This window comes from Scytonema sp. NUACC21 (genome assembly GCF_054684315.1).
In genome coordinates this window covers 83100-102358 of sequence record NZ_BAAFZH010000101.1, presented here as the reverse complement: position 1 = coordinate 102358, position 19259 = coordinate 83100, and the positions used below count along the sequence as shown (strand labels likewise).

The 19259-nt window shown below is 42.6% G+C and carries 15 protein-coding genes; 4 read left to right on the top strand and 11 right to left on the bottom strand.

Features of this window, described 5'->3' with window-relative positions; all coding sequences use genetic code 11:
• The first annotated feature begins 1 nt into the window (after position 1).
• The 4 genes from ACYRY3_RS32960 to ACYRY3_RS32945 all read left to right on the top strand — a co-directional run bounded on the left by ACYRY3_RS32960 (position 2) and on the right by ACYRY3_RS32945 (position 5739).
• Positions 2–427 (top strand): hypothetical protein, encoded by a 426-nt coding sequence (locus ACYRY3_RS32960; protein WP_460205878.1) that lies wholly within the window; start codon positions 2–4, stop codon positions 425–427.
• Complete coding sequence (locus tag ACYRY3_RS32955; protein WP_460205977.1) at positions 414–2030, top strand: hypothetical protein; 1617 nt, start codon at positions 414–416, stop codon at positions 2028–2030. The genes ACYRY3_RS32960 and ACYRY3_RS32955 overlap by 14 nt, the downstream gene beginning before the upstream one ends.
• A gap of 2 nt (positions 2031–2032) precedes the next feature.
• Positions 2033–3571: a hypothetical protein gene (locus ACYRY3_RS32950; RefSeq protein WP_460205877.1), complete on the top strand. Its 1539-nt coding sequence runs from the start codon at positions 2033–2035 to the stop codon at positions 3569–3571.
• A 962-nt stretch (positions 3572–4533) separates the two neighbouring features.
• Complete coding sequence (locus tag ACYRY3_RS32945) at positions 4534–5739, top strand: RNA-guided endonuclease InsQ/TnpB family protein (RefSeq protein WP_460205876.1); 1206 nt, start codon at positions 4534–4536, stop codon at positions 5737–5739.
• A gap of 508 nt (positions 5740–6247) precedes the next feature.
• Here the strand turns inward: ACYRY3_RS32945 and ACYRY3_RS32940 are convergent.
• The 11 genes from ACYRY3_RS32940 to nifV form a co-directional block, all read right to left on the bottom strand.
• Positions 6248–7105, bottom strand: coding sequence for a hypothetical protein (locus tag ACYRY3_RS32940; RefSeq protein ID WP_460205875.1), 858 nt, complete (start codon positions 7103–7105; stop codon positions 6248–6250).
• Between the two features lie 266 nt (positions 7106–7371).
• Entirely contained in the window at positions 7372–7581 is a 210-nt protein-coding gene (locus ACYRY3_RS32935; RefSeq protein ID WP_460205874.1) for a hypothetical protein, read from the bottom strand.
• 47 nt (positions 7582–7628) lie between these two features.
• Positions 7629–8822 (bottom strand): MFS transporter, encoded by a 1194-nt coding sequence (locus ACYRY3_RS32930; protein ID WP_460205873.1) that lies wholly within the window; start codon positions 8820–8822, stop codon positions 7629–7631.
• Between the two features lie 97 nt (positions 8823–8919).
• Complete coding sequence (locus tag ACYRY3_RS32925) at positions 8920–12132, bottom strand: efflux RND transporter permease subunit (RefSeq protein WP_460205872.1); 3213 nt, start codon at positions 12130–12132, stop codon at positions 8920–8922.
• 103 nt (positions 12133–12235) lie between these two features.
• On the bottom strand, positions 12236–13567 hold the full coding sequence (locus ACYRY3_RS32920; protein WP_460205871.1) for an efflux RND transporter periplasmic adaptor subunit: 1332 nt from the start codon (positions 13565–13567) through the stop codon (positions 12236–12238).
• Between the two features lie 462 nt (positions 13568–14029).
• Entirely contained in the window at positions 14030–15220 is a 1191-nt protein-coding gene (locus ACYRY3_RS32915) for an MFS transporter (protein WP_460205870.1), read from the bottom strand.
• Positions 15221–15508: 288 nt separating this feature from the next.
• On the bottom strand, positions 15509–16225 hold the full coding sequence (locus tag ACYRY3_RS32910; protein ID WP_460205869.1) for a pirin family protein: 717 nt from the start codon (positions 16223–16225) through the stop codon (positions 15509–15511).
• 328 nt (positions 16226–16553) lie between these two features.
• The gene (gene dps / locus ACYRY3_RS32905) at positions 16554–17129 is read right to left on the bottom strand and encodes a DNA starvation/stationary phase protection protein Dps (protein ID WP_460205868.1); all 576 of its coding nucleotides are present in this window, start codon (positions 17127–17129) and stop codon (positions 16554–16556) included.
• 281 nt (positions 17130–17410) lie between these two features.
• Positions 17411–17614 carry a putative nitrogen fixation protein NifT gene (gene nifT / locus ACYRY3_RS32900; RefSeq protein ID WP_460205867.1) on the bottom strand — a complete coding sequence of 68 codons (204 nt, stop codon included), beginning with the start codon at positions 17612–17614 and terminating at the stop codon, positions 17411–17413.
• A gap of 54 nt (positions 17615–17668) precedes the next feature.
• Positions 17669–17962, bottom strand: coding sequence for a nitrogen fixation protein NifZ (locus ACYRY3_RS32895; RefSeq protein ID WP_460205866.1), 294 nt, complete (start codon positions 17960–17962; stop codon positions 17669–17671).
• On the bottom strand, positions 17949–19085 hold the full coding sequence (gene nifV, locus ACYRY3_RS32890) for a homocitrate synthase (protein WP_460205865.1): 1137 nt from the start codon (positions 19083–19085) through the stop codon (positions 17949–17951). The genes ACYRY3_RS32895 and nifV overlap by 14 nt, the downstream gene beginning before the upstream one ends.
• Positions 19086–19259 lie beyond the last annotated feature (174 nt).

Here is a 19259-nt window from a genome sequence, read left to right as displayed (position 1 = left end):
CATGAGTTGGGAATCATATAACTTAGACCGAGAAGCACAACGTTTAGTTCTCGCACACCGTAATAAAGAGGGTGTCATCGGTCAGTCTCATAAAATGCGAGCCACTGTTGCTTACGGTTTAGAGCGTTTTTGGGGTGAACAACTGCGCTTACTTGGAAAAAGCGATCGCAAAGAAAACGACAAAGGAGAATACTGGCGCGATACTTGGAAGAGTTTTGTCAAAATCGTGGAAAGAGGGGGAATTAAACTCCCCAAGGAAGATGTCAAAAATAACGACACCAAGCAAATTCAAGAAGTTGCAGCCAAACTCTGGGATCTTCCTATAGAAGACCAACGAATCTGTATAGCCGTGCTGACTCAATTCTGCGACAGTCTGGTCTGGTGGACTCAGCGCTACAAGAAATCTGGAGGTTCTGATGAGGAGTAATGAAGTTCCTTTGATGTTTCAAGCGCAAGTCCAAGGTCGCGGTCAAATTCAATACGTAGGAAATCCAGACCAAGCGGAGAGATGGGTTGATGAATGGGTTGAAGGAGCTGCAACTCAAGCGCCGCGATTTAGTTCAAATGTGAAAACCAGAGAATACAAAATCACTTGGCGCTTTGTCTCTAACAGCGGACAAGACCAAGACATTATTCGACCAGTCATTGCAGCTAAGGGGTTTCCGTATTATCCGGGAGCAAGCATGAAAGGTGCTTTCTTGCGGGCTTGCACTTCCCAACAGGGGAAAAGATACTGCGGTGGAGAATCCGCAAGCGATATGTTACCGGGAATTCTGCGTTTTCACGGTGGGTATCCCAAAGATGCAACTTGGGGTGAAGAACCTTTGGTTGATGTCGTTCACCCACAACAGAATTGGCAAGTCAAAAATAGGGAAAAACCTGCAGCTAAAATTCAGATATCCCTGTACCAACCTACTTTAGTCTTTGGGATTTCCAGTACAGAAAAACTCGAAGAGAGTGAATGGGACACTATCTGGAGTATCTGGGAAAAAGCCATAGAAAGGGGACTTGGTTCTAGAGTGAGTGCTGGTTACGGTCAACCCATCAAGCATCTAGAAACTAAACTTTTCAGTGTAGACCTGTCAGGACAAGGATTGGCGTCTCAATTATTCGATAAAACGGGTGAGTTTCGCCCCAATATGTTTAAAGCAGCATTGCGCGGTCATACCCTGCGGTTGTTTAGTGGTGTAACCGACGAGAATACCGCTGAGGATTTAACCAGAGAACTTTGGGGAGGATTCGCTGGGAAAAATGGGGCTGTTGTCGGACATTTAGGGATTGCTTTTCATGCGATCGATTTAGAAGTCGATGAGTATAGGTATGGTAGAGGGATAACCATGCCTACCTATGACTTAAAAAAAGGAACCCTGAGTATCCTGTGCATGGGTCAAGTCTCAGATGAATACAAGAAAGAATTGAAGAACCTGGTCACTCATATTTTGAGATTTGCCATGCTGCTAGGTGGTTTTGGTAAGTCATGGCGAAGGATTGACCACAGCATATTTTTTCCGGAATACCTAAATAATAAACCAATGATAGGTTGCCATTGGCAATTTATCGGTAAATCAACAAAATATTATTTTCCAGTCAAGAACTTAAGCCATATTACTAACATTCTGGATAATGTTTGCACAAGCGTAAACAATTGGCTGAAATTCAAAGGAATAAAAGCAATTAGTACCGATAGCAGCTGGCGAGAAACATGGCATCCAAAAAAAGTGCAAGTATGGGGTCGTCTTGCTGAAGATGAAGAAGATAGCGAAGCAGTCAGGTGGTTTCACGGTCCTTACCAAGGAACCAAGTCAATTAAAGGTTCCAATCTCACAGGCAAAATGAGCCAAATTGGTTGTATCTGGCATCGTATGTATCCTCGCTATATTCTCACACCTGATGGAGAAATGAAGCGAAAAAAGCAGGAATCCTATGTAGAATTGCTCACCATTTTTCCCGATGGATCGGATGAAATAACTCAGGACTTTTTAAATTTTTTAGAAACCAGTAAAACATTTACCAAGCTTTGGGGAGAATAACTATGACTATTTGGATTGTAACAACTGGTAATAGCGACATCCGGCTTAAACACGATAAAAATTGGGGCAGGTTCTATGGTGAAGTTGTAGATGATTTAGAATGCAATCAGTTTTCTTCTCCCATACCAATAGACCCACATGATAAAGAAGCTGGTTACACGGTACCAGCTAGGGTTTTAGGTCGAGTTTATGAAAATCAGTCAGAGGATGATTATAAATCAGATTTAAAATTCCCACTTTTCGAGACTTATCAGAAGTATTTTACAAACAAAAATAAACCTGAAAAGATTATTATTCTTCTCACAGACCAAACTCAAATATTCTCTGAAGAAAAAAGAATTTACGAACAATGCCCGTATTGGCAGGACACCTGCACGCTTAAACCTATACTAAATTGGTACTTAAAAAAACATTTTCACTGCCAGTTAGAATTTAAGTCTTTAGAACCACAATCTGGGAAAGGCATTGACCATTGGGATGAGACACTTTCACTTGTAAAGCAAACCTTACACGAGCTAGAATACAACCCTGTTAAAACCGTGTATGTCAGTCACCAATCTGGAACTCCAGCCATATCCTCTGCCGTACAATTTGTCAGTTTAGCTCAATTTAAAAAAGTTGAATTTTTACTTAGCAATAAGTTTTTCGATGACAATTACGAGCAACAATCAGAACCAGAAGTTATTGAAAGTTCTAAATATTGGCGAGGTATACAAATACAAAAAGCCAAGCAATTAGTTGTAGGGGGATTTCCTGGTGCTGCCGTAAAAGTATTAGAAGGTATAGACAGAATAGATGAAAATGCCCTTGCTGAACTCCACCAGCTTGTTAATTTCTTCAATCTCCATAGTAGTGGAGTAGATAGTAACCAAGATTTTGAAATACCCCAAGCCACTCAACGTATTGTAGATACCCTTGACCTTATCGGATTTTTCTTCAATCAACAAAATTATATCCAAGGTATAACCCTGCTTTCTGCTGCTCAAGAAACTTTTTTAAAGGTAGCCATTTTATCAAAAATAGCATTGATTAATGAAACTATTACTTTAAAGGGTTCCTCTTACCAAGTTTCAGAGCTAGTGAATTGGGTTCCCCTCGGCTTATTTCTAAATCAATCAATTCATTTTGATAACGTAACAGTGAAACAAAAAGCTTTACAAACCATAAAAATTCCTCTTGAAAGAATAGGAAATGTTGAGGAGTTTCAAGGAACCAGGACAAATTCAGTATTTCTGCATTGGTTGCAAAATCTAGAGCCTAAATTTGAAGCTTGGAATTTATTGAAATATTATTGTAATGATAGGAGGAATAATAATCAAGACCTTCGTAACCAATACATACACAATTTGAGAGGAATGGATGATACAAATGTTATTGAATACTTATTGGGCTATCAAAAGCAACCAGTTTATAATATTAGAGAAGCATACAAGAACTATGTTAAACAACCATTTTTAAATGCTATTAATCTTCTTAATCTTCCATACAAAAAGGAAAACTTGTATAAGAAGTTACAAAAAATAGCTGATTCACTTGTTTAACTGCTTCCAGAGCATCACTGTATCTATCAGACCATGCGTCGCACTCTCAAGCGACAGGGTCGGCAAAACCTGGAAAGGCTTATTCTCTCGTTGACCCGACCGATCTCCTTCCTAGTAAGAGTTTCAGCGTTTTTTACCCCCCTTGTTCCAATGAAAAACACCTCTCCTCTCAGACCCCCTCGCAAATGGCATCTGGACACCAGACAGGGTAAGGGTTTAAATTGGAGGGGTCACTTCTCACCCGAGAAGTGGAATTAATGGAAACTAGTTGAGGCTAGTGTCTTGCTGTGCGATACGGGCAATGTCACTTCTCAATTGAGAAGTGGAATTAATAGAAACAGAGTTATTTTTTCCCCTATTGGTAGCTGTCACTTTACCCAGGCAATGGCAGTAAAGTGGAAGCAGTTGATGGTAGTAAAAAAGCGTGAAATGCTGATGATAACGTTGCACCTTCTGAGGCGATTGTGACCATCACAGAAGCAGTTGATGGCAGTAAGTATAAGAATGGAAGCTCGCATCTTGTTCCACTGAAGGTAAGGATTGTAGCCCCATTCCTTCATCACCAGCGCCTGATAGAATTAACAAGACATTGAGCTGTTCAACCGAAGATAAGTTTGGACGAGGGCTATATAACGAGAAAAGGTTACTCCTTGATGAGCTAAAAACCGCAATCCTTAGCGTCAGTTTAAAGTTCGGCGAGAGGCTCAAAACATAGATGAAGCTTCTCGCGCTCAATGAGCAGAACGCTGGCAAAACTTACAACAGTTAAAGCAGAAAGCCCACGCGCTTTAGCCGTGTGGGACGCGAATAATGCGGGAGGCAACGAGCGAACCGCATTTTCGCTCATGAATGCGTAGCACTTAAAAGTGCTTTGTGTGATTTATCTGGAATTGGGATTGTCAAAGAAAGTTTATGCTATACTAAATGCAGTAAGATTTACAGACCGGGAGGTGAGGTTATCCATGTTAGTATTTGAAGCCAAGTTAGAAGGAACGAACGAGCAATATAGTTTATTGGACGAAGCTATTCGTACAGCACGTTTCATTCGTAACTCGTGCCTCAGGTACTGGATGGATAATCGTGGCGTTGGAAAGAATGAAATTAGTGCATATACAGCAATCCTTGGACAGCAGTTTGAGTTTGCACGTAAGTTAAACTCAATGGCAAGGCAAGCTTCTGGCGAACGTGCGTGGAGTGCAATTTCTCGGTTTTTTGATAATTGCACTCGTCAGAAGCCTGGAAAGAAAGGTTATCCACAGTTCAAAAAACATCGGACTCATGGCTCTGTTGAGTACAAAACGACTGGTTGGAAGCTTTCAGAAGATAGAAGACACATCACATTTACTGATGGCTTCAAAGCAGGAACTTTTAAAATGTGGGGCACTCGTGACCTACATTTCTATCAGTTAAAGCAAATTAAAAGAGTGCGTGTTGTACGTCGAGCTGATGGGTATTATGCACAATTTTGTCTCGACCAAGATCGATTAGAGAAACGTACACCAACTGGTAAAACTATTGGTTTGGATGTGGGTTTAACTCATTTCTACACTGACAGTGAAGGTCAGACAGTTGAAAATCCACGCCATCTACGTAAGTCCGAAAAGAAATTAAAACGCCTTCAACGACAACTATCTAGAACTAAAAAAGGTTCTAAAAATCGTGCAAAGGCAAGAAATAGATTGGCAAGAAAGCACTTAAAGGTAAGTAGGCAACGTCAAGACTTTGCGGTCAAGGCTGCAAGGTGCGTAGTCCTGTCTCACGACTTGGTAGCCTATGAAGACTTGGCGGTTCGGAACATGGTGAAGAATCATCATCTTGCCAAAAGTATCAGCGATGCTGCATGGACGCAGTTTAGAGAATGGGTTGAGTATTTTGGGAGAGTCTTTGGTGTGGCAACTGTTGCAGTGCCACCACACGGGACATCTCAGAATTGCTCAAACTGTGGGCAAGTCGTCAAAAAGACTCTTTCTACACGGACTCACGTCTGTCCTCATTGTGGACACGTCCAAGATAGAGACCACAATGCTTCCCGCAACATCCTTGAGATAGGACTCCGTACCGTGGGGCACACGGGAACGTTAATCGCCTCTGGAGACATCGACCTCTGTTCTGGTGAGGAAACTCAAAAGAATAAGTCGGGTCGTAGAAAGAGGAAATCTCAGAAGTGATTCTGGGAATCCCACGTGCTTTTAGCCGTGGGAGGATGTCAATTAGCCTCTACAACAACCCAAGCAAGGAACCAAGCCAATCGCGTAGAAATACTGAATTTTCAACCTTCACAACTTCTTCATTTTTTATATCTATAGTTAAGACTAGGTTCAACCAAACAAGGTTTGTTTGTGAGCTTGATATCTAACTTTTTATTTATAAAAGATTTATGTTAATCTCCCCCTCAAGTTTTTCCTGAGGGGGATTTAAATTTTAGGGGAAAGAGCGATAGCTTTGCTACGGCATAGCTGCAAATCGCATCTCATGTATTAGGTTTCGTTGTTCAACCCAACCTACCAATGACAAAGGACAAATGACCTATGACCTATGACCGATTATGTTGGGTTTCGTCCCTCAACCCAACCTACCAATAACAAAGGACAAAGCGCGATCGCGTCTCGTCATTTTGGGTTTTTACCAATGACAAAGGACAAATGACCTATGACCGATTATGTTGGGTTTCGTCCCTCAACCCAACCTACCAATAACAAAGGACAAAGCGCGATCGCGTGGTGTCGCTGGTCTTGTGATGCGACGGGTAAGCGTTGACTGTCTGAGTTTGTTTGTCAGTGCTGTTGTATCGGGAGCTACATCTGTTGGTTGCGGTTTGGGTGTCGCTGGTCTTGTGATGCGACGGGTAAGCGTTGACTGTCTGAGTTTGTTTGTCAGTGCTGTTGTATCGGGAGCGATATTCGTTGGTTGTGATTCGGTTGTTGGTGTTGTAGTCGTGCGGCGACCAATAGCCGATTGTCTGAGTTTGTCTGTCAGTGCTGTTGTATCGGGAGCTACATCTGCTGGTTGTGATTCGGTTGTTGGTGTTGTAGTATCTAAAGTCTCCTCTGTTTGGAAGGGTTGAAGTTTTGATTCTGTGACTGTATTAGAAGTAACTTCCTGTTGGTCGGGTTGAGATACTTTTGGTGTAGTAGCAGGAGCAGGAGCAATTCTCCGAGGGTTAGGTGCTTGTAGTACCTCTGCTGGTTGAGAACCAGAAAAATCTTGAGAACTAGATGCAGGGGTTTTGGGTTCAGATGGTGATGTTGACTTAGCAGTAGAAACAGGTCTGTCAGGTTTTGCTTGACCACCTGCGACAGAATCTCTAGTAGCTCGTGTTGGGGTTTTTGGGGGTATCTTTGTCTTATCGGGAGGAACTTCAATATACTCTATTGGAATTGGTTGGGAAAGCTTTTGCTCGGAAGTCGTTTGAAGCCAGTGATTGGCTACGAAAAACAGAATAGAGTGCAAGACGATGGAAGCCACCAGACTAAAGCGCAAATCCTCAAAAAGGCGATCGCTCTTGTCTCGCTGTAATCTATCAGACTTAACCATATGGTTTTTCTTTCTTGACAGCAGCCTCGGAAATCAATTTAACACCAAACAAAGTTTCTTTTTTGAGAAGAAGGCTATAAACCCATCTACTTATGTTAGCTTCCTGGAAGCAACGTGAGCAAATATTAGCAAAACACTAGCTAGTTAATAACCCTCAGACACTAGGTTGGTGGCGATCGGAATTTTTCCATAACAAGGAAAAAATAAGGGCTTGCGCCATTTAATTGTGGGTAATCCGTATTGAGTTTTTCAAATCCATTTCCGCTCTAGTGTTCAACCAGCCTTTTCAAATGGAGGTACGCTTCCTCTGGTGTGAAAGGTTCAGATTGGTTGTCACAGGGAATGTAAAATATCCAAGCATCAGGGAAATAATGGATAGCAAAATTAGGTATCAGACCAAGTGCCATTGCTTTTTTCCCTAGTTCTTCGGCTCTTGTTTCCAAGGTGAGTTGGTTGTTGAACTCATAATCGCTCATTTCTGCTCTCCTTAGTATGAGGTTGTTTAAATCCTACACCTTATTAATCATAAACAAGTGCAATACCTAAATACTACAAGAGTTAAAAGTGCAAAACCCGCGCCAGTATAAAAGACACTATTGATACCTCCAAAGCTGAAAGCCAGAAGCATCAGTAGAGGTCCAAGGGTTTGACCCAATCCAAAAAATGTTCCGTTGACAGATAGAATAGTAGCTAGATATTGTTTGGGTGCAACTTCTGTTAAACGAGTTTGGATACTGGGAGCACCAATTCCCAAACCGATTCCAAAGATTGTAGTAGGAATTAACAGTAACCAGATATTTGGTATTAGGGGAATCGTCAAGAGAGCTAAAGCGTACAAAATAAACGACGCCCTAATTAAAGTTGTTGTATGAAATCTTCTAGATAATCTCCCTAATTGTGATGATGTAATTGTAATGGCAATGGAAACACTGGATAGCAACAAACCAATTGCGAAAGCAGGTGCTTTAAAAGTGTCACTAATCAATTGGGGTAAATAAGTGACATAGGCTCCGTAAAGAAGAATAAAGTTAGCAGCACTACCAATAAAAAGCCCAGCTAATTTTCGATTTTGTAAAGCGTGCAAAGCATTTTTTAGATACTCTTTCAGGTTTCTTTCTCCCTGAGGTTCTGGATTCTTTAACACAAATAACACCAGTAACCCAATCGGAATAGCTACTATAGGTAGTGTAAAAGGGTAGTACCAACCCAACGTTGCCAGCGCTCCACCGATTATGGGATAACTTGCTGTACCGATACTAGTAACACTGGCATTGTAACCCATTGCCGTCGTGCGCCTATCTGTTGCGTACAAATCTCCAATTAAGGTAATACTAAGAGATAGCAAAGAAGCTGCACCTATTCCTTGTAAGAAACGCAGTAAAAGCAAAAGGTTAAAATCACGGGCAAATGCACAAGCAGTGCCTGCAATGGCAAATAAAGACAGAGAAGGAACGATAATTTTTTTTCTACCCAAGCGATCGGCAAGGACACCGATCGCTGGTCCTAAAATGACAGCAGGGAATGTAAATGCTGTGACGAGTAATCCCAAATTTTTGGGATTGACATTTAAAGCATTAGCTAGCTTGGGAAAAGCTGGAGTAATGCTAGAAACCCCCATAACTGCCATCAGAGATACTGCACAAATAATTTGAAAATTTGTGTCTAAGTAAAGTGGTTTGGGGGATTTGTGCTGGTTATCAACGCTTGCTGGTTGCATGTATTTCTCTTAAAAAATAGAAAATCTCTAAAAATTAAGGTGGGCATTGCCCACCACTCTAGGAAATAATGAATACCACCCACCCTAGGTTCTAAATCTAGCGATGAGTTTCAGAAGGAACTCGACCATCTTCTTCAGCAGGTGCTAACTGCAAAGAAGGACGACGTGGTGCAAAGCGGACGCGAATCTTGCCAATTACGATATAAAGAATTGGCACAATAAACAGACTTAGAAGAGTAGAGACTAATGTTCCACCAACGATAGCTGTACCAAGAGATCGCCTACTAGCTGCCCCTGCTCCTTCTGGGAATAGCAACGGCCAAATACCCAAAATAAAAGCAAACGTTGTCATGAGAATAGGTCGCAAACGTTGTTCTGATGCTTTTATGGCTGCTTTAGTAACTGAATATCCCTCAGAACGCAGTTGGTTGGCGAACTCTACAATCAAAATAGCGTTCTTACTTGCCAAACCAATTAACATTACCAGACCTACTTGGCAGTATATATCATTAGGCAAACCCCGTAGGAACTGTGCTGCTAGAGCTCCTAAAACAGCTAGAGGAACTGAGAGCATGATAATCAAAGGATCGATGTAGTTCTCGTATTGAGCAGCTAGCACCAAGAAGACAAAGACAATTCCCAAGCCAAAAATCAGGGGCGCTTGACCACCAGACTCTAGCTCTTCAATCGCAATCCCTGACCATTCATAGCCCAGATTTGTTGGTAGCGCTCGCTTTGCTAGTTGTTCCATCGTTTTAATTGCTTCTCCAGAACTAAAACCAGGAGCTGCAGCACCATTGATTTCAATTGACCTAAACAAGTTGTAGTGATTAATTGTTTGCGCCCCAGTGGTTGGAATGATTTTCACCAAATTACTGAGGGGAACCATTTGACCGTTGGCTTGACCATTGACTTGAGTGTTGGCTTGATTGTTTGCAGAACGGACATACAAACGACCTATATCTTGAGGGTTGGAGCGAAACTCAGCGTCAGCTTGAACATACACTCGGTAAGTCCGGCGGAGATAGTTAAAGTCGTTGACGTAACGAGACCCCAAGTAACTTTGTAGAGTGTTAAAGATATCATCTATATCGACCTGTAATGCCTTAGCTTTGTTACGGTCTACTTCAATCAAATACTGAGGTGTACTTGCAGCATAAGTGCTAAATACAGCTTGCAATCCTGGTGTTTGATTTCCCTGTTGGATGAGCTGACCCATATATTGGAGCATAGTATCCAAACCACTGTTACCGCTCCGATCTTGTAACTGAAATTGAAAGCCCGCAAAACTACCTAAACCTCTAATAGCTGGTGGGTTAACTGGCAACACTCTTGAATCTGTAATTGTTGCAAATTTTCCCATCAAATTGCCGATAATTGCCTGTACTGACTGCTCCGGCTTGCGGCGCTCATCCCAAGGCTTAAGAGTTGTAAAAACAACACCGTTATTTGCCGTACTACCACTGAAACTAAAGCCACCTACAGCGAAAGTTCCCACAACTTCAGGCAATTTGAGGATTTCTTGTTCTACCTGACGCATGACTTTGCTGGTGTAGTTAAGCGAAACCCCTTCTGGTCCTTGGATAATGGTGATGAAATACCCTTGGTCTTCATCAGGAAGAAACGCTGTAGGTACGCGGGTGTAAAACCAGCCTGTAAACACCAAAGATGCAACAAAGAGCAATATCACAATTGCGCTGATACGATTGAGAGCTATAAGCGATCGCTCGTACTGTCTGCGCGTCCAATCAATCAAATTATTGAACCGCTCAAACAGCCAACCCATCCAACCACCTAGTTTTTGACCGCGACGCAGCAGCAAGGCTGAGAGAGTAGGCGTCAATATGATAGCAAGAGTGGTTGAAATCCCCACTGCAAAAGCAATGGTCAGCGCAAATTGTCGATAAATTTCTCCTGTAGAGCCTGGGAAGAAGGCAACTGGAACAAACACCGCCATGAGCACTAAGGAAGAAGCAACGACTGCTCCAAACAGTTCGCGCATTGCTTCAGAGGCTGCTTGAAACGGTGTCATCTCTTCTTCTTCAAGCAAGCGAGTGATGTTTTCAACTACGACGATCGCATCATCAACTGTTAGACCTGTGGCTAAGGTCAAACCAAATAAGGTTAGGGTGTTGATGGAGAATCCAAAAACCTTAATGACGGCAAAAGTACCAATTAATGTTAGGGGAATAACAACTGCAGGAATTATAGTAGTGCGCCAGTCTTGTAAGAATATGAAAATCACGAGGATGACAAGACCAACTGCTTCAAAAAGGCTTTGGACGACTTCTGCTAGCGACTCTTCGACAAATAAGGTAGTATCAAATGCCACCTGATATTTTAAACCAGGTGGAAACTGGAGTCGAATTTGCTCCATTTCTTCCTTGACGGCCCTAGCAACTTCCAAGGCATTACTTCCGGGAGTCGAAAATATCCCAATTCCCATTCCTTCTTGACCTCTAAATCGCAGAAAGGAGTTGTAATTTTCCGCTCCTAGTTCTGCTCGACCCACATCTTTGAGCTTAACTAGGATACCATCCTGCCCTGTTTGAACCACCATCTCGTTAAATTCTGATGGTTCCTTAAGTCTACTTAGGGCTTGTAAGTCTATTTGGAACAACTGGTCTTCGGGAGACGGTTGCTGACCGATTTGACCTGCACCCACCTGAATATTTTGTTCTTCGAGGGCATCAATCACATCTTGAGCGGTGAGGTTGCGACTGGCGAGGCGATTTGGGTCAAGCCATATACGCATAGCATAGCGGCGTTCACCAAATATCCGCGCTTCACTCACACCGTTAATTCTTCTTAGAGCATCTACTATATAAAGATCGGCGTAGTTACTTAAAAAGACGTTGTTGTACTCATTATTATCGGTGTACAACCCTATTGCTAAAAGGATGTCACTAGATTGTTTGCTAACAGTCACCCCTGTTCGCTGTACTAGTTCTGGCAGTTGCGGTTCAGCTAACGACACCCGATTTTGCACATCCACTGCTGCAATATCTTTATTGCGCGATGGATCAAATGTGACTGTGATTGTACTAGTGCCATTGTTACTGCTACTTGAGGTCATGTACCGCATACCATCGACCCCGTTGATCTGCCTTTCTAAAACAGTAGTCACCGTGTTTTCTACGACTTCAGCATTAGCGCCGACGTAGTTAGCGGTCACGTTAATTTGAACTGGGCTAATCTCTGGATACTGCGCTGTTGGTAGTGTGGGAATACTAATTGCCCCTACTAGCAATACAATAATGGCGCAAACACTGGTGAAAACAGGCCGCTTAATAAAAAAGTCAACAAACATAAAATCTTGGGTATTGGGAAATTGTTAGTGGTTAGTGGTTAATGGTTGGTGGTTGGTTAAAACTGCCACTCACTACTAACTACTAACTACTAACCCTGGATTACTATGATTCAGGAATAATGGGAACACCATCTCGCAGGTTCAGTAACCCGGAGACGATAATTCTGTCCCCTGGCTGTAATCCATCAAGAACTTGGTAATTGTTCCCTTTGATATTGCCCAGCCTCACACGCTTTTGCTTTGCCACAAGTTGAAATCCATTTTGAGAGGATTGCGGCGACTGCGGTGGTGTTTGGGCTACATAGACAAAGGTTTCCCCTGCCACTCGAGTCACTGCTGTTGTTGGAACTAATACTCCAGGGCGTTGGCTCCAAATGACTTTAGCGCGTGCAAATTGGTCTGCCCTAAGTAGATTTTTGCTATTGTCATAAAGAGCTTTGATGAGTACTGCTTGCGTATTATTACTAGCAAGCGGTGAAATAAAAAACACTCTACTCATTCCTAAGCTCTTACCTTGTGCATCCATCACCTCCACTGGTGTTCCCTTTCGCAATTGAGGTCCACGCTCAATTGGCACAAAAATGTTTAATTCCAAAGGTTGATTCTGAGTAATGGTAGCCAGTTGTGTGGATGTATTGACGAAATCACCTACTTTTACTGGTATGTCTCCAACTGTTCCCGCAAAAGGAGCAGTGATTTGGTAGTACTGAAGTTGGACTTGCTGCTGATTGATATTGGCTTGGGCTTGCTTCAAAGACTTTTCAGCTTGGACAATGGTCGCTTCTTGTGCTTTGATCCGAGCTTCTGTAGCACGAAGCTGAGCTCGGGCAGTTTCCAGAGAGTTTGCGTAGCGATCTCGTACCTGCCGAGATTCCGCTCCTTCGGCTGCTAACCTGGCATACCTGTTGTATTCCTCTTGATTTAATTTCACATCAGATATGTTGGATAGCCGCTCTGCTTGTAGGGATTGAAGAGTTGCACGAGCATTTTCCATTTGCGATCGAGCCACCTCTGCTGCTGCTACAACACTAGTGACTGATGCTTGTTGCTCTCTAGCATCGACCTGGACGATTGGGGCTCCGGCTGCTATTGTATCTCCCGATCTAACAAATATCTGAGCTACTTGACCCTGAATTCTTGGTTGGAGATTAACTGAACGGCGTGACTCCAAGTTAGCAACAAATTCCGAACTCTCCTCAATTATACCTGTTTGTACTGTGGATATCTTTACTCGCACCCCTGGCGGTTGAGCATTTGCAGGCGAGGGCTGGCTTTGTCCTGGCACGAGGAAACGCCAAAGAGCATAGCCTCCGCCTGTTAGTACAACTAGGGCTATCAATAACCAAAGCCACCGCCGCTGTCTGCGAGGTGGCTCTTCTAAGGCTGTCTCTGGAAGATTATCTTCAAAATGAGTTTGTGGCTCAGGGAATTTCATGACTTACAGGCACCTAAGAAGAATTTAACTGGAAGCAAATAGAATTAATCCTATATGGAAATTATTCTCTTTGGATAAGGCTTGTCTGAAAAGTATATAGTAGCCTAACCAAGTATACTTTTTTCCTCCAGTTGTCTAATCTATCCAAAGATGAATGCTACAAATAGCTTACCTAGAAAATCGCCCTGATGTCTTTTCTATTTTTGCGAAAATTGTTCTAATCTTGCTTTTACTTAAGTATTTTATTTTTCTGATGCTTGAAAATTGGTCAGGTTGCAGAACCCATACAAATCAGGCTCGTCAGTGCAAACTCAAGAAGAAATGTTGAGTTAAATCGAATTATAACACTTTCTCATATTTGTCAATTCTCCTAAAGTAAGTAAAGAGTCAGACTTTGTCCGCAGGTGTGAGCCTGCTTGCGGCAATAGCTAAAGTATTGATAATCCAGCCTTCATCATACGCTCAAGCATTACTAACCTGATGTTGTACTAACCAACGGTGTAAAATCGCCATAATAACTGCTAAAGGAAGCATCAAAACTGGAATAATTTCCAAGCTAAAACGCGTTGCTAAAGTACCAACAGCAGAGGGAATAGTTGCTGCACCCAAACTTGCAACACTTGTCATAAATCCAATTGCCGCAGGAACTATAGCTGCTGGTACTCGTTGTGGCATCAACCATATTGTTAGCGGAAACATTGAGGCTAACGCAAAGCCAATGACTGGTAAACTCAGCAATTGATTTGGTAGTAACCACCAAGCAAGTAAACCAAGCCCAAGCAGTAGTAAGGAGTTATCAAGAGTACGAACAGCGCCCAACCGATTAACGATACGTCCCGTCAACGCACGTCCCAGGGTGAGCCCTACCCAGTAACCACTGACGCTGTAACCTGCAAGCAACTTTGGTGTGCCTCGGCTGAGACTTTGTACGCTATAAGCCCAGTTTCCAACTGAAGCTTCCGTACCCACATAAATAAATAAGAACATTGCAGCTAGAAATACGGCAGGAGTTGTCAGGGCTATACGTATATTGGCGATCGCATTCGTTTCCGTCACCTGTACGCCCTTATTTAAAGGTCTGTAGTTATACACAACTGCCCAAAGCATTCCTGCTACCATTATCCCGACAAAAGTTGCAAAAACTAGGTAAATACTTCTCCATTGCAAGTTAAATGCTAAAAGCGTGGTAGCCACTGCCGGACCTAACAAAGCCCCAATACCATAAAATGCGTGTAGTAGCCCCATCAAATCAGCCTGCTGTTGTTCGTTAGCAATATAGCTATTAATACCAGCATCAATCAGACCAATTCCCAAACCGAGGAATGTTCCCATAGCAACCATCAACCACCAATAAGGGCTGAGGGCATAACTTACAAGGGCGGTGGTGAGAATTGCAGATGCTAGCAGCAACATCCGCGCCATTCCCAGACTGCTACTCAAGATACTGCTTGCTAGTGCTGCAAAAACATAGCCTGTCACTTGGCTGAGGAAAAGTAGGGAGATGTTAGCAGAAGTTAAGTTGTAGGTTTCCTGAATAGAGGGGATTAAGACACCTAAACCTCCTTCGGCAATGCCAATTGCTATAAAGGCATAGAAACACAGAGCGATCGCAATCCACTTTTTGCTGTTTATTTGAGAGCGCAACGATGGCATAATAGCAATACCTGCTGTCTACTTCAGAAAAAATGACGACAGAGATAATTTTGCCGTTGTATTGCAAAACTGCTACCTGTTGTTGCTAAATGTTAACGTTGTACTTACCTATTTGCAGGTTACTGAAGTTTACCATCGATCGGAGTTTTTAGTTTTATTTCAAACAATTAAACATAAGAAATGACGCGATTATACTGAGAATGATTAAAAATTAGGACGGGCATCTTGCCCGTCCCACAAGAGTTAATTTAGTTTTGCGAGATAACTGGACTATCTCAATCAGATACATTAGCCTAGATCGAAGAGCAAGATTTCCGCACCTGCGTTAGTGGCGATCGCCAGTTGTTCTTCTCCGCTAATCTGTACCCCATCCCCTGCTCTGAGTTCTTCACCATTTAAAGTTGCTACACCTCGAGCAAGTTGCAACCAAGCATAACGACTGGGTTTAACGTGATAGTTGATAACATCACCTGGTTCCAGAATAGATGTGTATAGGTCAACATCTTGGTAAATAGTGACTGCACCATCACGTCCGTCTTTAGCACCAATTAAACGCAATTTTCCACGTTTTTCTTCAATGGGAAAAGCTTTTTGTTCATACCTTGGTTGCAAACCTTGTTTGTTAGGAAGAATCCAAATTTGCAGAAAGTGAACGGGTTCTGTTTTAGAAGCATTGTACTCACTGTGCATAATACCAGTTCCAGCGCTCATAATTTGGGCTTCACCTGGACGTATGATTGAGCCATTTCCCAAACTATCTTTATGTTCTATTGCTCCTTCCAAAACGTAGGTAAGGATTTCCATATCACGGTGTCCGTGGGTTGGGAAACCTGCACCGGGAACAACGCGATCGTCGTTAATGACTCGAAGAGCGCGAAATCCCATGCGACTTGGATCGTAAAAATTACCAAAGGAAAATGTGTGGCGGCTATCTAACCAGCCTATTTTAGTTTGACCCCGTGCATTGCGATCGTGAATAAGATGAGTGTTGGAACTGATAGCCATAAGTTTTACCTCTAATTAAAAATTTGCAGTCCGTAATTAGCAATGAATTTTTGTATTGGTCTACAATAATTTAGTCGTTACTGATGTTGTTCTTGCAATTCATTTTCAACTATCTCAATCTTAAAATAAGTATATTTAAAATGAAAAGTACGCACTCAAAAGTGCCGTACTTACCAAAAAGATACTAAGTCGGTTGGTTCCCTGTTCCCTTCTTCCACAAAAAAGCTGGATTTGATGTTTAATCCAGCCGAGCAATTGTTAGAGATTCAGTCATGGTGGGCAAAAGCCCTACCTAGAAAAATATAGAACTATTTTGGCCCAATAATGTCTACCTAATCGAAGCGGCAGCTTTATCCAGATTTTGAGAGGTAGCTGGGGCACCATTTCCTGTATTGTTTGCAGCAGCTTGCAAATGAGCTTCTAGGAACCAGAGACGCTTGTCAATGGTGCGGGAAACTTCAGTGTAAAGGTCAGCAGTGTCAGCATCGCCTAAATTGTTGGTGCTGTCGATGGCTTCACGAAGATGCTTGGCATAGGGTGCGAAGCGCTCTGCCAAAGCAGTGACGTGCTCCATTCCAGCGATAATCTCTGTAGGATACTCTGGCAGTATGGAGCCAGCTGCCGCCATACGTACAGTACCGCAAGCGTATCCACCCAAAGCAGTGATACGTTCGGCAAACAAATCAATGAACTCTTCTAACTCTGTTGCGATCTCATCAAACAATTCGTGTAACTGGTAGAAGTCACTGCCTTTGACATTCCAGTGTGCTTGCTTGGTTTGAGATTTCAAATCTGTCGTAGCTGCTAGTGTTTGGTTAAGAAGTGCAGCTATCTTGGAGCGTGCTTCTGCAGGAATATCAATACGGGTTGGATAAAGACGTGATGCTAGTTTGTTGTCACTCATGATTCTGCCTACCTAATCTCTCTTCTCTTATCGGCATGACACCACAAGTCTACAAATATTTGTCTGTTTTCGGAAACCTTCTCCTGATAGATGGATTTTTACCTTAAGATATATAATGATTATTAATTACCTTGCTATTATATTATAGAGAAAATGTATCAACTATAGTACGGGATAATGGCTTGTTAGGGTTGTCCTTTGTCATTTGTCATTTGTCATCTGTCATCTGTGGTGACAAAGGACTAAAGACTAAAGACTAAGGACTAATGACCAAGGACGGTTTATGCGATGCGCCGAGCTTCTACAGTTTGAGGTAACTTAAGCGGATCTGGCAAATTGGAAAACTCTAGTTCCCAGCCATTTGCCAAAGTGAAAATAGTGCCTTCTGCTCCTTCTGTTTGCTTAACCACTTCCTCCTCTAGGTCTTTCTTAGCAACATAGACAACTAACGTTCCGGCAGCATTCTGACGCAGCATAACTTTCATAAATTTTCCCGCTTTCTAGTGATATTATGGATGTACTAAGTCAACCAACCGTCCTCATTCCCCTTCAGGAGAGGCGTCTTCTGGGCTTTCCTCAACAAGTTCTAGTTCGTTTTTGCGACAACCAATAATGTACCCTGTGGTTTCGAGGAAATGAACAGCGTAGATGTATGACCTTTGTAAGAAGGTGCCTACACTTGCGACATAGCCAACATCTCCCTTCTTGGCGAGGATTGCTCCTATTTCTTGTCCGGGAAAAGTGCCGTCATTTTTAATCAATTTGCGAAGTCTAACTTTATCTCCAATATCAAAGACTGGTTCAAGACCTAGCTCCAGTTCATCCAATTGCATGGGAGTACCTTTGTTGTTCCTTTGCTAAATTCAACAGTTCTTGCACGGTTAAGCTGCGTTTTTTCTGTACCGACTCTTGTCGCACTGCCGCCAATACAGATTGAGTCTCTTCTGAATTCAAGAAGATACCGTGTTCTTGTAAAATATTTGATACCAAATGTCTACCTGAATGCTTGCCCACAACCAATCGCCGTTCCCACCCAACTTCTTCTGGCGCAAATGGCTCGTAAGTTAAGGGGTTTTGCAAGATGCCATGAGCATGGATACCTGCTTCGTGAGCAAAGGTATTTTCACCGACTATTGCTTTCCAAGGCGGTACGGTAGAACCTGATGCCTGGGCAACAAGTCGAGATAGTTCTAACAAACGAGGAGTGTCAATGCCCAAATCTACGCCGTAAATGCGTTTGAGAGACATGACAACTTCTTCTAATGCTGCATTTCCAGCTCGCTCTCCCAGCCCGTTGACGGTTGTGTTCACTGATAAGGCTCCAGCCTTGATTCCTGCAAGAGCATTAGCGGTTGCCAACCCAAAATCGTTGTGGGTATGTATCTCTACAGGAATACACAATGCCATCACCAGTTGCTTGATTTTGCGATATGTGGTAAAGGGGTCAAGAACGCCAACAGTGTCACAGAAACGAAACCGCGATGCACCCCATTCTTGGGCGTAATTAGCTACGTCTAGGAGGAAGTTTTCATCTGCTCTAGAAGAATCTTCTCCTCCGACCGCTACCCAAAGACCTTTATCTAGAGCAAAGCTAATGCTGTCTCTAAGTTGTTGCAGTGTTACCCGCCACTGACCTTGGAATTTAGTTGTGATGTGAATTCCTGAAACGGGTACGGAAATGTGTACTCGTTTCAAACCACAAGCTATCGATGCTTCAATATCTGAGATGACAGCACGGTTCCAGCCAAGGAGTTCGGCTTGCAAATCTAAGTTACGAATTGCCGATATTGCTCGTGTTTCTTCCTCTCCCATTGCAGGGATACCAACTTCTAACTCCTGAACGCCAATGGCATCGAGAAATTTAGCGATCGCCACTTTCTCTTGTAAGTTGAAGGCAACTCCGGCTGCTTGTTCGCCATCGCGCAATGTTGTGTCATTAATTAGGATTTGGTTCATCAGCTGAAAACCTCTTTAGTCATGATGAATTTTGAATGATGAATTATGAAAGCAAAACTATTCATAATTCATCATTCAAAATTCATAATTTTTCTGTATGACAGCAAACAATAAATGCGTAACAATTACACATTATTTTTATCTGTAGGAGCCTCTTCGTTACCAAAAAGCAAA